Origin of the sequence: Brevibacterium picturae (assembly GCF_900105045.1) — a bacterium.
GTDB classification, from domain to species: domain Bacteria; phylum Actinomycetota; class Actinomycetes; order Actinomycetales; family Brevibacteriaceae; genus Brevibacterium; species Brevibacterium picturae.
On sequence record NZ_LT629739.1, the window covers coordinates 2,055,747 to 2,070,083 of the forward strand.

The 14,337-nt window shown below is 61.8% G+C and carries 14 protein-coding genes and 2 pseudogenes; 7 read left to right on the plus strand and 9 right to left on the minus strand.

Going from position 1 to position 14,337, the window contains the following annotated elements; translation table 11 throughout:
* Positions 1 to 41: 41 nt before the first annotated feature.
* A complete protein-coding gene (locus BLT92_RS09615) occupies positions 42 to 1,343 on the minus strand; it encodes an MFS transporter (protein WP_092105185.1) in 1,302 nt (433 codons plus the stop codon).
* Position 1,344: 1 nt separating this feature from the next.
* The gene (argE, locus tag BLT92_RS09620; RefSeq protein ID WP_092105187.1) at positions 1,345 to 2,580 is read right to left on the minus strand and encodes an acetylornithine deacetylase; all 1,236 of its coding nucleotides are present in this window, start codon (positions 2,578 to 2,580) and stop codon (positions 1,345 to 1,347) included.
* A 481-nt stretch (positions 2,581 to 3,061) separates the two neighbouring features.
* Here argE and BLT92_RS09625 point away from each other — a divergent pair, with 481 nt between their 5' ends.
* Complete coding sequence (locus BLT92_RS09625; protein ID WP_092105189.1) at positions 3,062 to 3,391, plus strand: hypothetical protein; 330 nt, start codon at positions 3,062 to 3,064, stop codon at positions 3,389 to 3,391.
* Positions 3,392 to 3,670: 279 nt separating this feature from the next.
* Here the strand turns inward: BLT92_RS09625 and BLT92_RS09630 are convergent, their stop codons facing one another.
* The gene (locus tag BLT92_RS09630) at positions 3,671 to 4,243 is read right to left on the minus strand and encodes a DUF488 domain-containing protein (protein ID WP_092105191.1); all 573 of its coding nucleotides are present in this window, start codon (positions 4,241 to 4,243) and stop codon (positions 3,671 to 3,673) included.
* Positions 4,240 to 4,458 carry a hypervirulence associated TUDOR domain-containing protein gene (locus BLT92_RS09635; protein ID WP_092105193.1) on the minus strand — a complete coding sequence of 73 codons (219 nt, stop codon included), beginning with the start codon at positions 4,456 to 4,458 and terminating at the stop codon, positions 4,240 to 4,242. The genes BLT92_RS09630 and BLT92_RS09635 overlap by 4 nt, the downstream gene beginning before the upstream one ends.
* A 256-nt stretch (positions 4,459 to 4,714) precedes the next feature.
* On the opposite strand from BLT92_RS09635, the gene BLT92_RS09640 reads away from it, so the two are divergent.
* Positions 4,715 to 6,010: a DUF445 domain-containing protein gene (locus BLT92_RS09640; RefSeq protein ID WP_092105195.1), complete on the plus strand. Its 1,296-nt coding sequence runs from the start codon at positions 4,715 to 4,717 to the stop codon at positions 6,008 to 6,010.
* Between the two features lie 29 nt (positions 6,011 to 6,039).
* Here BLT92_RS09640 and BLT92_RS09645 read toward each other — a convergent pair whose 3' ends face one another.
* A complete protein-coding gene (locus tag BLT92_RS09645) occupies positions 6,040 to 6,690 on the minus strand; it encodes a TetR/AcrR family transcriptional regulator (RefSeq protein WP_231939120.1) in 651 nt (216 codons plus the stop codon).
* 132 nt (positions 6,691 to 6,822) lie between these two features.
* Between BLT92_RS09645 and BLT92_RS09650 the strand changes: the two genes are divergently transcribed.
* The 3 genes from BLT92_RS09650 (at position 6,823) to BLT92_RS09660 (ending at position 10,470) form a co-directional block, all read left to right on the plus strand.
* Positions 6,823 to 7,614, plus strand: a complete 792-nt coding sequence (locus BLT92_RS09650; RefSeq protein WP_092105199.1) for an SDR family NAD(P)-dependent oxidoreductase — start codon at positions 6,823 to 6,825, stop codon at positions 7,612 to 7,614.
* Between the two features lie 111 nt (positions 7,615 to 7,725).
* A complete protein-coding gene (locus tag BLT92_RS09655; protein ID WP_092109072.1) occupies positions 7,726 to 8,859 on the plus strand; it encodes a DUF5938 domain-containing protein in 1,134 nt (377 codons plus the stop codon).
* Between the two features lie 54 nt (positions 8,860 to 8,913).
* Positions 8,914 to 10,470: an AMP-binding protein gene (locus BLT92_RS09660; protein WP_231939121.1), complete on the plus strand. Its 1,557-nt coding sequence runs from the start codon at positions 8,914 to 8,916 to the stop codon at positions 10,468 to 10,470.
* 46 nt (positions 10,471 to 10,516) lie between these two features.
* On the opposite strand, the gene BLT92_RS09665 is transcribed toward BLT92_RS09660, so the two are convergent.
* Positions 10,517 to 11,434 (minus strand): NAD(P)H-binding protein, encoded by a 918-nt coding sequence (locus tag BLT92_RS09665; protein WP_231939122.1) that lies wholly within the window; start codon positions 11,432 to 11,434, stop codon positions 10,517 to 10,519.
* Positions 11,435 to 11,535: 101 nt separating this feature from the next.
* On the opposite strand from BLT92_RS09665, the gene BLT92_RS09670 reads away from it, so the two are divergent.
* Positions 11,536 to 12,123: a TetR/AcrR family transcriptional regulator gene (locus tag BLT92_RS09670; protein WP_092105203.1), complete on the plus strand. Its 588-nt coding sequence runs from the start codon at positions 11,536 to 11,538 to the stop codon at positions 12,121 to 12,123.
* Positions 12,124 to 12,194: 71 nt separating this feature from the next.
* Here the strand turns inward: BLT92_RS09670 and BLT92_RS09675 are convergent, their stop codons facing one another.
* The 3 genes and pseudogenes from BLT92_RS09675 to BLT92_RS09685 form a co-directional block, all read right to left on the minus strand.
* Positions 12,195 to 12,725, minus strand: a complete 531-nt coding sequence (locus BLT92_RS09675; protein ID WP_092105205.1) for an FAD-dependent phenol hydoxylase family protein — start codon at positions 12,723 to 12,725, stop codon at positions 12,195 to 12,197.
* Positions 12,688 to 12,819 (minus strand): annotated as a pseudogene (locus BLT92_RS20865) (hypothetical protein); the annotation flags it as partial. The gene BLT92_RS09675 and the pseudogene BLT92_RS20865, both read right to left, overlap by 38 nt.
* 123 nt (positions 12,820 to 12,942) lie before the next feature.
* A pseudogene (locus BLT92_RS09685) lies at positions 12,943 to 13,787 on the minus strand (FAD-dependent monooxygenase); the annotation flags it as partial.
* Between BLT92_RS09685 and BLT92_RS09690 the strand changes: the two are divergent.
* On the plus strand, positions 13,767 to 14,330 hold the full coding sequence (locus BLT92_RS09690; RefSeq protein ID WP_092105209.1) for an IclR family transcriptional regulator: 564 nt from the start codon (positions 13,767 to 13,769) through the stop codon (positions 14,328 to 14,330). The pseudogene BLT92_RS09685 and the gene BLT92_RS09690 overlap by 21 nt on opposite strands.
* Positions 14,331 to 14,337 lie beyond the last annotated feature (7 nt).

Sequence of the window (14,337 nt, forward strand, 5' to 3'; positions counted from 1 at the left end):
TGCGGCTTGCCACCGGAGGCAGGCGCCTCCACGACGTTGCCTCAACGCTGTCCGTAGTGCTTTCGGATGAAGAACAGGCCGATGAGCGAGAGCACCGAGACGCCCATATAGTAGACACTCGGCGAGTTCAGTGATCCCGTGATGTCGAGGAGCCAGGTGAGCACCAGCGGGGCGATTCCGCCGAGCAGCGTCACACCGAGGTTGTAGGCCGTTGACAGCCCCGTGCCCCTGATCTCGGCGGGGAACAGCGTCGAGAGCATGCCAGGCAGCGGGGCGAAGTAGAAGGCCATGATCACGCCGAGGACGGCGATGACGAAGATGAACGCGGTAACGCTGCGCTGGGTGACGATGAGCTGGAACAGCGGCCATGCGAGCACCAGGGCGGCGATCGCGGCAATGGTCATGATCCGCACCGGACCGAAGCGATCTGCCAGTTTTCCGACCAGAGGCGAACCGATGAGGCAGATGAGGCCCGCCACAATGCCGCCGAGGTAGGCCGCCGTCGGCGAGATGCCCAGATTGGACGTGGCGAAGGTCGGCATGAACAGGATCATGTACACGGAGATCGTGGCGACTCCGACCGACGCCGAGGCTGCGAGGATGCGGCCCCAATGGTGGGCGAAGAGAGTGAGAAGAGGCGACTTGGCGGGCGGACGGGAGGTGAATTCCTCGGTCTCGTCGAGCTTGGAGCGGATGTAGAGGCCGACGGGCCCGACGAGCAGACCGATGAAGAAGGGCACTCTCCAACCCCAGGAGTGGAGCGCGTCGTCTGTCAGATAGGTGTTGAGGGCGAACCCGAACGCTGAGGCGAGAGCCATCGACGCTCCCTGGCTCGCGATCTGCCAGGAGGCGTAGTACATCTTCCGGTGCGGTGCGGTCTCCACGAGGAAGGTCGTGGCCGTGCCGAACTCGCCGCCGGCGGAGAAACCCTGCAGGAGCCGGGACGCCAGAATGATCAGAGCACCCCAGATCCCGATCTGAGAGTAAGTGGGCGCCACCGCCATGAGCAGGGTGCCCAGCATCATGAGGAACAGGGTCAGCGTCAGGGCGGGCTTCCGTCCGTGCCGGTCGGCGAACCGTCCGAGCACGAGGCCGCCGATGGGTCGGACCAGGTAGGAGATCGCGAAGGTGGCGAAGGTGAGGATGAGCGAGAAGACCGGGTCGCCCTCGGGGTAGAAGATCTCGGAGATCACGACCGCAAACGAGGCGAAGACGATGATGTCGAACCACTCGAGCGCTGCACCGATCGAGCTGGAGATGACCGCCTTCCGCGCGGCGAGCAGACGCTCCGGAGTCGCCTCGATCACGGGTGGTGGGGGCGAACTCTGTGTGGAGGAGCTCATATCAGATGCCTTCTTCTGCGGTGGAGGTCGTGGTGGACGACGACGGCGCAGCGGGTGCTGCGGCCGTCTCGCTGAGGTCGGTGACGAGGCTGTCGATGAACGATTCGCAGGCCGCGATCTGCTCGAGTTCGATGAACTCATCAGGAGCGTGCGCCTGGGCGATGTCTCCGGGTCCGCAGACGACGGTGGGGATGCCGGCGTCGGAGAACAGCCCCGCCTCGGTGCCGTAGGTGACCTTGTCATCGGTCGTGATCGCGCCCCACCTCGCGGCGAGGGAGACGATGTCGGCATCGGCCGGAGTCTCGCAACCGGGGGCAGCGGCCTCCACGGTGAAGTCGACGCCGGCAGCAGCATTGAACGACTGCATCTGCCGCGCGAGACGATCGGCCTCGGCGCGGAATCGTTCGATGAGGGCCTTCCGGTCGACGGAGCCCAGGGACCGGAACTCGAACTGCACGCTCGCCTCGGCGGGAATCGTGTTGATGGCGATGCCACCGGAGATGGTGTTGGCCGTGACCGTTGTGAAGGGCACGACGTAGTTCTCGTCGAAGGGACCCTCATCTCTGAACTCGGCGGCGACGGCATGGACGAAGGCAACGAACTCGGCGGCGTAGGCGATCGAGTTCACGCCCTCAGGAGTCAGGGAGGAGTGCGCCGCGATGCCGTGGAAGTCGACGCGGAAGACGTTCATCGACTTGTGGCCGCGGATCGCGCGCATGCTCGAGGGCTCGCCGACGATGCAGCCGCGGGGAGTCAGTCCCGCCTCGGTGATGGTGTCGACGAGGTCGATGGCACCGACGCACCCGATCTCCTCGTCATAGGAGAAGGCCAGGTGGATGGGTTCTGTGAGATTCGCGGCCGTGAGTTCGGGCAGCTTGGCGAGGATGACTCCGATGAAGGACTTCATGTCCGCGCTGCCGCGCGCGTAGAGTTTGCCGTCACGAATCTGCGGGGCGAAGGGTTCGCTCGACCAGTCCTGACCGTCGACGGGAACGACGTCGGTATGCCCGGAGAGGACGATTCCTCCTGTGGTCGAACCGTCGGCGGCAGGCAGTGTGGCCAGCAGGTTCGCCTTGGTGCCATCGGCGTTGGGTACGCGCCGGGACCGAATGCCGACAGCCGTGAAGCGTTCCTCGACGTGGTCGATGAGCGGGAGATTCGTATCCCGGCTCGTTGTGTCGAAGGTGATGAGATCGGTGATCTCGGAAATGGTGGCCTCGGCCGGTTGTGCTGGCACGGCTGCTCCTGACTGTACGGGGATAAACCGTCCGGTCAGCCTGCGGTGGAAACCTGGTCGGGTCCCTTCCGTGCGGGACAGCGGTGACCAGACCCCGCCACACTACGCCCGAAATGTCAGTGAGATCAGCTGCTCTCGCCATTCGAGACTGTTTGGTGTGGTGTTCGGGTGCGAAGGAGGATGTGAGCTCAGGAATAGTGTCAGTCTGAAGGGCGAGCGAGAATAAGCTGCGCCTCGTTGTGGGCAGTGAGGCCGCTGTCTAGAATGGCTGCAGTCATTTCGGCGAACATCCGGTCCCGTTCTTTCGGCTCCATGGTCAACTGCGCCGAGTGGTTGAGAACCATCGACAGCCACGAGTTTCGGGACTAGACCAATGATTCCTCGAATGTCAGTTCTGCGGGCCTACGATCCATTGGTTGTGGTTGCCGCAGACTCTTACAATGTCATTACCGCTCGTCCGCGCAAGTAAAGAAGTGACGCAATGATAGAACCCACCCTAGATGACCTCGCAGCGGCATTGGAATCTTTCGGTCACGTGGAACGCATCAGCCAGACGTCTTTTGCTCTGCGTACCGTCGATCCGGTGTTGCCCAAATCGGCGGTTGTTGAGTCCACTCAAGCGGACTTGGAAGAGCGAATCAATGATATTGCCGGGCAGCATCCGGAGACGATCTGGGCACAGCCCGGGTTGACATCTGACGATGCAGCGTGGCGGCTGTTGGCCGTGCACGTGGAGGAGGCTATCGACGGCATGGCTGAGGACGGCCAAACGATTGTGATCCGAAAGGACGATATTTCAGTCAAGGGCTAGCCTTGCTGCAAAGGGAAGGGCAGCCCAAAGTAATGTTCGCATCAAAGGCGACAAGCTAAGGCTTCAGGATATTTCGGGCGGAACGCATCGTAGTTCCGAGCGGCCTGACCGAAGGACTCTGCCCGCTGGCGCTCTTCGTAATATGCCATGAAGTGAGCCTATCGGGGGAACGCTCGAATTGGAGGCAGAAGAACGTTGATTCGAGCGTGCGAAATCGACGTTCTGTTACCTGCGAATCGTTGCCCATCCCCACGAATCGCTGCGATCGTCCACGAATCCCTATGAATCAGTGGGTTCACCGATAGGGTTGGCTGAGTCCGTTGCCGGGTAGGTGACGCTCCCGTCCTGAGCGACATCGGCGCCGGCGCTCAGTTCCGCGGCAGTGGTCTGGTTCCTGCCCATAATGTGCGTGACCGGGAAGTCGTGGGCGAGCAGGTTGTCGGTGATGATGCGCCGGTGGCAGCGCCACCACACGGCCTCCGAACACATGAGAACACAGCGGCCCGTCTCGCACCACTCGATCAACTCGTCGAAGTCGGTCCGGAATTCCTCGGTCAGGGTGTGATCGGCATAGTTGTGGAAGCTGCGGTTCGTCCACCACCCGTTGACTTCGAAGTCGATATCACGGTTCACGGGCCGCCTGCCGGTCAAACCTTCGAGCCGCCGCAGCTCGATGCCCGATTCGGCCAGGGAATCGATGAGTATATCGGCATTGAACTGGGGATTCTTATTCGAGCCGGGCAGTTTGCGGACGTCAACGACCACCTCGGCGGCGTTCTCCGTCAATAGCTCGATGAACTCCTGGAGGGAACGGTTCGAATGTCCGACGGTGAGAAACTGCGCAGCACTCACTTGTCGCCGATCCGGTGGAGCGCAGATCCCTTGTGAGCGGCGATGTGATCGGTCTTATCACTCTTGATCTCGTACTGCGGCTCATCCTGAGAGGCGCGACGACTATGCCCCTTGTACTCGAAGTCTGAGGTGTGGACCTTTGTGATGGTGCCCGAGACCTCGCCGGCCTCCGAGTTCCACCCCACATGATCGCCGACAGAAAAATTCTCCGCCATGTCATCCTCCTGAAAATCGTCGAATGTACCTGCTCCCCATACCAACACGTTGAGGCGGCTGGCAACAGGGGCCGACCGGCCGCATGGCCCCGAGCGGCAACAGGGCATGTCTGCCTCAGGCCCGCCGACGCGGCCCTCGTCAGCGGGAACACAGCTCGGACAACTGGGCCCGGGCTCAGGTTCCCAGCTTCGGCACAGCCTGCCGATGCGCATGTCGGGCGGGTATTTCGCTAAAGTCGATGATCAGGGGGTAACGATGTCGATCGAAAAAGCACCATCCGTGCCGCGCTTCGGCGGTCCGAGTGAACTGACGCCGGAGGATCAGGAACGGGCGCGGGGTCTGCGCAAGATGCGCGCACTTGCACTGTCGCTGCTCATCCTCGCCACCCTCATCTTCCTGATCACCCACATCTTTACCGAGAACACCGGGGTCTGGGGTTTCGTCTCCCGCGCTTCGGAGGCCGCGATGATCGGTGCGATCGCTGACTGGTTCGCCGTCACCGCACTCTTCCGCCACCCTCTGGGTCTGCACATCCCGCACACCGCGATCATTCCGCGCAAGAAGGACACGCTGGGCGCGAGCCTGTCCGCGTTCGTCGCTGCGAACTTCCTCCACGCCGAGGCGGTGTCGACGAAGATCCGCTCCGCCGAGGTGTCCCATCGTGCCGGGCAGTGGCTGGGCAGGTCTGACAATCGTGACCTCGTCGTCGACCGTGCCGCCAGTGGGCTCGAATACGTGCTGGCGCGCATCGACGACGAATCCGTCGTGGCGCTGACGAAGAACGTCATCATCCCCCGCCTGGTCGCGACCCGCAAGACCCCGGTGCTGGCCCAGCTGCTGCGCCAGATCGTCCTCGACGGTGCGCACCACAAGCTCGTCGACCTCATCGTCGCCGAGGCGTATTCATGGTTGAGCGACAATCCGCAGGTCATCGATGAGATCGTCCACAACCGGGCCCCATCGTGGGTCCCCGACTTCGTCAATGAGCAGCTATCCAACCGACTGCAGCGAGAGGTCCTCGGCTGGGTCGCCGACGTGCGTGACAACGAATACCACAAGGCACGTCAGGCCCTCGACGCCTGGCTCGTCGACCTCTCCGATGACCTGAACTCCGAGACTCCACTGTCGGAGAAGGCAGAGGTCATCATCAACGACCTGCTCAGCCAGTCAGGGGTCATCGACTCGGTGCTCGAGATCTGGGGCAGCCTGAAGCAGCTCCTGCGCCAAGCCATCATCGACCCGAACGGTGAGGTGCGCGGTCGCATCTCGGAGCTGATCGGAGAATTCGCCGGCCGACTTCAGAACGACTCGGACTTCGCCGCGAAGATCGATGACCGGATCGCCACGACAGCCGGAGACCTGGCCGAGAGTTTCGGTCCCGAGATCGCCAGCGTCATCTCCGATACGATCGAACGCTGGGATGCCAAGGAAGCCTCTGAGCGGATCGAGCTCTACGTCGGCAAAGACCTGCAGTACATCCGCATCAACGGAACCGTGATCGGTGCCCTGGTGGGCCTCGTCATCCACACCATCATCGTGCTGCTGCCGTGATTTTCGTCGTCTCCACGGCAGTCGGGCGGTCAGCTCGAGGCTGAGTCCACGGGTGCGCACAGTGCCGGAAGCAGACTCGTCACCTGCGCCCTGATCCAGTCGACCGCACCTGAACGGTCGGCGAGGAAATCGCGCAGAGTGCTTTCGAAGATGCCGTCGAACATTGAGTAGGCTGCCCTCGATTCGACCATCGGGCGGCTGTCACTGAGGTCCGCATAGCGGGAGACGACGCGCCAGATCATGTCTTCGAGACCACGATCGATGTCGTGGACATCTTCGCGCAGCTCCTCCTGGAACATGCTCTGGGAGCGCAGGTCGTACCAGAGGCGGTGCATCGACGGTTCTTCCGTCATTGTCTCCACCAACTTGTCCGCGAATCCGGTGAGCAGCTCATCTGCTGTGGTGGAGGCCTCCACGACCGAATCGTAACGGTGCATGCACTGCGTCTTGTAATGCCGGACGCAGAAGACGATGAGTTCGGTCTTGTCGCGGAAGTAGTAGTGGACCACACCGTGGCTGAACTCGGAGTTCGCGGCGATGTCGCGCAGGCTCGTTCGGGCATAACCCAGCTCCCCGAGGGTCTTCAGCGCGGATTCTGCGAGCTTGATTCGACGCTCGTCGTAACTGCCCGTTCCCCGTCTGCTCCGGGCAGGATTCCGCGGTGTCTGAGTGATTGCCACATTTTGATGGTATCTGCAGGGCATTGTTTGTTCAATGGTCTGACTCAATGGTCTGGACAGTTGGTCTTGACACTTGTCAAGAATGAATGTGACGCTTGTCTCACCCATGAATCGCAGGCAAAGGAGCCGAACATGTCAATATACGATCTGACCGGGCGTCGAGCGTTGGTCACAGGTGGAGCTCAGGGCCTGGGCGAGTCGTACGCCCGTGCTCTCGCCGGTGCAGGAGCCAAGGTCGCCATCGCTGATCTGCAGGAGCGCGGCGCCGAGGTCGCTTCGGATCTGGGCGAGGGCCACCATTTCGCCGAGCTGGATGTCACCGACGATGCTTCGTGGCAGGCCGCGATCGAATCAACGGTCAACGCATTTGGCGGGTTGGACATCGTCATCAACAACGCTGGACTGGAGATCACCAGTCTGATCACCGATATCGACCCTGCTGATGCCAAGAAGATGCTCGACGTCAATGTGCTCGGAACGGTCCTCGGTCTCAAACATGGTCTGCGGGCAATGCGACCTGGCGGAGCCGCTGAAGGCGGAGGAACGATCATCAACGTGGCGTCGGTCGCGGCGACGATCGCCTTCCCCGGAATCTCGGTCTACTCCGCGACGAAATCAGCGATCGACCGATTGACCCGAGTCGCCGCTATGGAGAGCGGAAAGCTCGGATACGGGGTTCGTGTCAATTGCATCTTCCCCGGTCTGGTGCCCAACGCGATGGGTGCAGGCCTGGCCAACGACGTATCGGAACTCCGATTGTTCGACAGCCCGGAAGCCGCCGTTGCCGCGGTCGTCGATCTGACTCCTTCGGGGCGTCTGGGAGAAGAGAAGGACATCACAGACGCACTCATGTTCCTGGCCTCAGATGAGTCGCGATTCGTCAACGGAGCCGCTCTGCAGGTCGATGGCGGCATGGGTATGTGACGTCCGCCCGAGACGGCCGTCTTACCGCCTCGATCCCTTATCCACATCCCAAAAGCACACCTCAGCACACGATCGACATAACTGACCACCATCTACTCAAAGGAGACAATGATGCCCGAGCAGAAGAAACCCATCGTCGTATACGGAGCGAGTGGTTACACAGGACGAATCGTCTGTGAGTATCTGCGCCAGTACGGCGTCCCATTCATCGCCGCCGGACGAAGTGAGCAGCGCCTGCAGGAATCGATGGACACCAATGTTCCCGGTATCGAGACCGCGGACTATGAGGTCAAGGCCGTCGACAACGAGATCGGAGCACTGACCGAGCTCTTCTCCGGCGCCGAGGTTGTCATCAATACCGTCGGCCCGTTCAGCAAGTACGGTCCCACCGTCGTCGAAGCGGCACTGGCTGCGGGAGTCCACTACTCCGATACCTCGGGAGAGCAGGATTGGCTGATCACCTGTCAGGAGCAGTACGGTCAGCAATTCGCGGACAAGAACCGTCTGCTCTCACCGGGCTTGGCGCAGATGTACACGATCGGAGAGATCGCGGCCAACCTGTGCCTCGAGAAGCCCGGTCTGGACACCCTGGACATCGCCGTGTTCTGGGGCGGAAGCCCGACGATCGCCTCGACGCAGACGATCCTCGTCAACGCCGCGACCTCGAAGGCCTATTACCTCGAACGCAATGCCTACAGCGAATTCGACCCCAACGAGGGGCTGGTCCCGCTCGTCGTTCCCGGTCAGCACGAGCTGGCACAGTCACTCCCCTGGGGTGGAACCAGCCACCCGGTGTGGTTCAAGAATGACCCGCGCGTGGCCAACGTCAAGGCACAGGGCGGCGTATTCAACACCGCGCTGATGAAAGGTGTGCCGGTCATCGTGGCCAATGCGCTCGAACAGACCAAGGACATGTCCGATGCCGAACGCGACAAGGTGCTCACCGAGACTGCCGCCCAAGTCATGAGTGAGATGCCGCCCAGGGAGAACCCGCTGGTGAACAAGTCACTGGACTCGGTTCATGCCAGTGGACCGCTGGGGCGGGCACATTGCGTCATCCACGGCAACAGCAACTATCAGCAGACCGGACTGCTGCAGGCCTACTTCGCCTACCACCTGATCCAACAGGCACCTCGGCGGGTGGGATTCGCCTCAGGCTGTCAGGCATTCGGTCACGAAGCACTCCTGGGTGTGCTGAAGGAATTCGGGCTGGTTGCCGAACCGGTGCTCACGGTCCAGAACTGAGGATGACGATCTGATTGCCGAGAACCGACAGTCCGAAACCGACGCGAAGGAACGATGATGAGACTCTCCGACTTCCTTGACAAGGGCGCTTCCATCGACCCGAAAGCTCCATGCCTGACCACCGACGGAGCGACCCTGAGCTACGAACAGGTGCAGTCACTGTCTGCAGAGATCGCGGCCGGGCTCGCTGCCAGACGAGTGAAACCTGGGGACAAGGTCGCCATCATCTCTGGCAATGATCCGACGGCTTTCACCTGCGTCTTCGGAATCAGCCGGATCGGTGCGGTGTGGTGTCCGATCAATCCTCGCAACGAGGCCTCGGAGAACCGCGAGCTGCTGGAGCTCTCAGACTGCAGGGTCGTGATCTTCGCGAGCGCCTACGCGGAGCTGGTCGACCGCATCCGAGCCGACCTTCCGATGGTCGGCACCTGGGTGTGCCTGGATGGCGAACAAAAAGGGGTCCTCGGGTGGGAAGAGTTCCTCGGCGCCGGAGGGAACCGGCAGGCTTCGGGCGCACCCGTGGGGGATCTGGCGATGGTCGTCGGCACCGGGGGCACAACCGGGCGTCCCAAAGGGGTGATGCTGTCGAATCGGAACCTTGAGACGATGACCGCGTTGACCTTGATGTCCTATCCGTTCGCGAAGAGGCCCGTCTATCTTGCGATGGCACCGCTGACGCACGCCGCCGGGGTCCTGTGCTTTCCGATCCTCTCCCTCGGTGGGGAGATCGTCATCATGCGCGGTGCCGATGTCGCAGCGTTCCTGGCCAAGGTCGAAGAGCACGGGGTGACCCACTCGTTCCTGCCGCCGACGATCGTGTACATGATCCTCGCCGAGGAGGGTCTCGACTCCACGGATCTCAGCTCCCTCGAATGCCTGTGGTACGGGGCGGCGCCCATGTCGCCGGTGCGCTTGGAGGAGGCGATCGAGAGGATCGGACCGATCATGGCTCAGCTGTTCGGGCAGACTGAGGCACCCATGATGATTTCGACGATGGCACCTCAGGATCATTTTCTGCCCGACGGGTCCTTGGCCAAGGGGCGTCTGAGTTCGGCCGGCCGGCCTTCCCCGCTGTGCACGGTGGAGGTGATGTCTGCCGACGGCGAGATCCTGCCCAGAGGCGAACGCGGCGAGATCGTCGTTCGCGGATCTCTTGTCATGGAGGGTTACTACAAGAATCCAGAGGCGACCGATGAGGCGACGCGATTCGGTTGGCATCACACCGGTGACATCGGATACCTCGACGAGGACAACTACCTCTTCGTCGTCGATCGGGCCAAGGACATGATCATCACCGGCGGGTTCAACGTCTACTCCACCGAGGTGGAACAGGCATTGCTGTCCCAGCCCGATGTGCAGGACTGCGCGGTCATCGGGCTGCCTGATGAGCACTGGGGTGAGATGGTCACCGCTGTGGTCCAGCTTCGCCGAGGCGGTGAGGTGACGATGGAGGATCTACGTGATCATGTGAAAGCACGAGTCGGCAGCATCAAGACTCCGAAGCGGATCGACGCCTGGAGTGATCTTCCCAGGTCCAAGGTCGGCAAGGTTCTCAAGGTCGACATCCGCAACGAGTTGGTCGATGGCGGAACTGCCGGCTTGAGTCCTTGAAGCGCTCGGAGCACAGCGCCCGGGCCACAGCGGTCGGCGGGTCAGGTCACCGCGTTTTCACGAACTGCTCCGCCGCCAGCTGATCAGCGATGCTGCGAGGTTCCCGTCCGAGGAGGCGGGACAGAGTGAGACCGGGCTGTGCGAAGTGACCGCTTCGCGTTGCTTGGAACATCGCCAGAGTGAAGCGTGCTGCGGCCTCCGGCACCCCGGCAGCTATTTCTCCAACCACCCATTTCTCATCGTCGACAACGATGCGTTCGACGTGTCGGCCCGACAATTCGGAAGCCTGTTCGGCGAAGTCGGCGAGAGTCACCGATGTAGGCGGCGTGAGATCGACTGGGCCGTCGAACGGCTCATCGCTTGTGAGGATCCTCGCAGCCGCTTCGCCGGCATCGCGCCGGTCGACCCATGAGAACGGGCCATCCGCCGGCTTGGCGATCGTGCCCGTTGCCTGCCAGGGGCCGAGCAGCTGACTAAGGTCCCCATAGAATCCATTGCGCAGAGCTGTCCATGCCACGCCCGATTCGGCCAGGTGCTGCTCTGCGGCAGCGTTGATCGCCAGAGGCGGATAGGGGGTGTTGAAGCCTGTCCCGTGAGAGCTCGTGTACAGGATCCGTTGGGCACCGGCCTCGACTGCGGCATCGATGGCTGTCCTGTGCTGAGCGTTGACATCCGCGGTGACGTCGCTCGAGGAGACGAGAAGTACCTGCTCGGCATCGGCGAACGAGTGTCTCAGGGCGGCGGGATCGTTGTAGCTTCCCTGTCTGACGCGAACTCCTCGGTCAGCCAATTGCTGTGCGTGTTCGGGCTTGCGCACGCTGACGCCGATGTCGCTTGGGGGAAGCTCGTCGAGGAGGCGGTCCACGGTGACCCCGTTGAGGGCCCCCGTCGCTCCGGTCACGATGATCATGGTGATGGCCTTTCGCTGAAGTCCGGTCAGATGACCGGCATTGATAGAGGACACGTCCCTTAAGTTGACCTAAGAGGTCAACTTAGTGCCGACATCCACTCTGCGGTAAACTGACTGAGTGAGTCAAGTTATGTTCGAGCAAAGAGGGGCTGAGGATGGGCGGTAGGGATTCCGGGCCGACGCTGCGCATGGATGCCCGCCGGAATGTCGAGAGGATCCGCGCCGCCGCGATCGATGTGTTTCGCGTCGAGGGGCTTGCTGCACCGCTGGAGAACATTGCCGATTCCGCCGAGGTGAGCAAGGCGACGATCTTCAACAGGTTCGGCGGGCGAATCGGGCTGATCGATGCCGTCATCGACGAAGTCGTCTCGACCCAGCTGACGGACATCATCGATGACGCTCGTTCCGTGTGCGGCGTCGGAGAGCGGATCCGATTCTACGTCGGTGCCATCCGAGATCTTCAGTACCGACTGCCGGCGGTCAATGACGTTCTCCTACAGGCGTTCCCCGACTCGGAACCGCTCATGGAGCTCTGTCGCGCTGGGGGAGGCTTCCACGAGCAACTGGTGGAGGAGGGACGGGCGACGGGTGCTCTTTCCGAAGGGGTCACTCCAGATGACTTCCAGGCAATGGCCGTAGACAACTCACTGGCCCTCAAGTTTGGAATTCGCCCCTCCAGGGCGGACTACGATCGGCGAACTGGGTTTGTTCTCGACGGAATCTGCCGGCCGGGTCAGAGCTGAGGGCCTCCATGCCAGGGCGGAGGTCCTCTACCCCGGCATGGTCTCTTCCTTGCAGGGCTGCTCTCACCGGGTCAGGCCATGGTCAGTACCTTCTCCCGCACCATGCTCTGCGCAAAGCACTCGGTGAGCTCGGCCCGAGCACTCAAGGGCAGAATGTGTGCCACGTACATGTCAGGACGGACGATGACCAGGGCACCCGAACGGTCGACGCTGCGGTTGTCGAAGATATCGTCGTCTTCAATGGTGGAGTAGACCTTCTCCCAATCGATGATTTGAAGGTGGCCGACCTTCGGCAAGAAGAGACGGGGCACCTTTGCCAGGTCGATGTCGTGATAGCTCTGCTGATAGATCACCTTGGCATCGAAGACGCTGACGATATCGGTATTTTCCGGGCTGAAGAGATTGACAGGTGAGTCTTCCGAGTCTTCCAGCCAGGAGGCACGATCGGCCACGGCGCTTCCGTCGGCGTCGGCGAATGCATAGAGCCGCCAACGTCCGTCGGCCCGGAAGTGGGTGGCCGACGTGGACCGTGGTCGTATCTGCGACTCGGGACACGGGCGCGGATTTGAATCGCATGCCCAGCGGGAAGTCCTGCGCCAGATCCTGCTGGGCGTCGGCTCCGATGAGCCTGGAAGGGGCGTACTTCGTGTCGAATCCGCCGGGGAAGTTGGCGGTGTCGACGAAGAAGTCGACGATCTCCTGGGGAGTCTCCATCTCTTCGGGGCTCCTGGACATCATGGCCGACCACTCTTTGTCGTAGTCAATGAGTTTCTGGGCCACATCCTGACGCTCGTCGTTATAGGTCTGAAGCAGGGATTCGTCGCTGCGACCTTCGAGTACTTGACCCAGCTTCCAGGCAGGTTCCAGCCGTCTTGGATGGAGTCATTCATGCCCTGGCCCGCCTTGGCGCTGTGGGTATGGCAAGCGTCGCCGGCAATGAAGACCCGTGGATTCAGATCCGGATTCTTCTGGGCGGCGACATCGTCGAAACTCTGAGCGACGGTGTGACGGACCTCGTAGATGCTGAACCAGGTCACCTCGCGAACGTCGACCGAATAGGGATTGAGGATGCGGTTGGCACGCTCGATCGCCTCTTCTGCGGTGGTGGCCAGAATTCTGTCTCGGGTCTCCGGGGTCGGGCTTTCGAGGGAGACGTAGAAGCGGGTCCGGAATCCACCCTCACGCGGAATGAGCAGGATGGACCCGTCTTCGTCCGACTGGATTCCACTCCTGGTGCGGAAATCCAGGAAGTCGGTGTTGGCGAGGATGTCGATGACAGCCCAGGCCTGAGCCGTCGGGTCGGAGGCGACCTCCACGTCAATGCAGTCGCGCACCTTGCTGCGCGCACCATCGCAGCCTGTCACGTACTTCGCCCGGACTGTGCGTTCGGTGCCGCGTTCATCCATGAAATGAACTTCGACCGGATACTCTCCGCTGTCATGGACGGTCAGGTCGAGAACCTCAAAACCGTAGTTGACGTTGATCTTTGCGGGACCATTAGCTGCGCACTCGGCGAAGTAATCGATGACGCGTGCCTGGTTCACCGTCAGGATGGGGAATTCACTGACATGTGACGGAGGATCGGCGGCGCGTGCTCCGCGAGCGACTTCGGAGGGGCAGTCCGGCTTCGGTCCCTCTGGGAGATGGGTCAGAACGTCGACCATCAGCTGCGCGAAACGGCCCGATCATTCATCCAAGACCTCTATTCCCTCACCGGAGAGACCTCACAACTGGCCATTCGCGATGGTCGTGAGGTGCTCTACATCGATCGCGTCTACGGTACGGAACGCTCACGTGTCGGCGGTCGAGTCCCGATGCATTCGACGGCGGTCGGCAAGGTCCTCCTCGCCGACGAGGAGTCATGGGTTCGTGAAGCCTATCTGCAGCGACCGATGGATCAGGTAGCGCCGCGCACGGTCATCAACCCCGGTGTGCTGGCGAGACAGCTGGACGCAGTTGCGGAAGAGGGTCACTCCACCACGGTTGAGGAACAGCGACTCGGCGCGTGCTCGATCGCTGTGCCGGTCTTTCACACCGGGCGCATCGGGGCTGCGCCCGGGCTCGCGGTCGCCTCTGATAAGGCGTCGACGCTGACCCGTCACCTACCTGCGCTGCAGGGCATCAGCAACCGTCTCGAGCAGGCTACTGTGCACATTCCCCTGGAAACACTGCTCGAGTCACAGTTTGAAGTCCACAATCGCAGTTGAAAAGGGC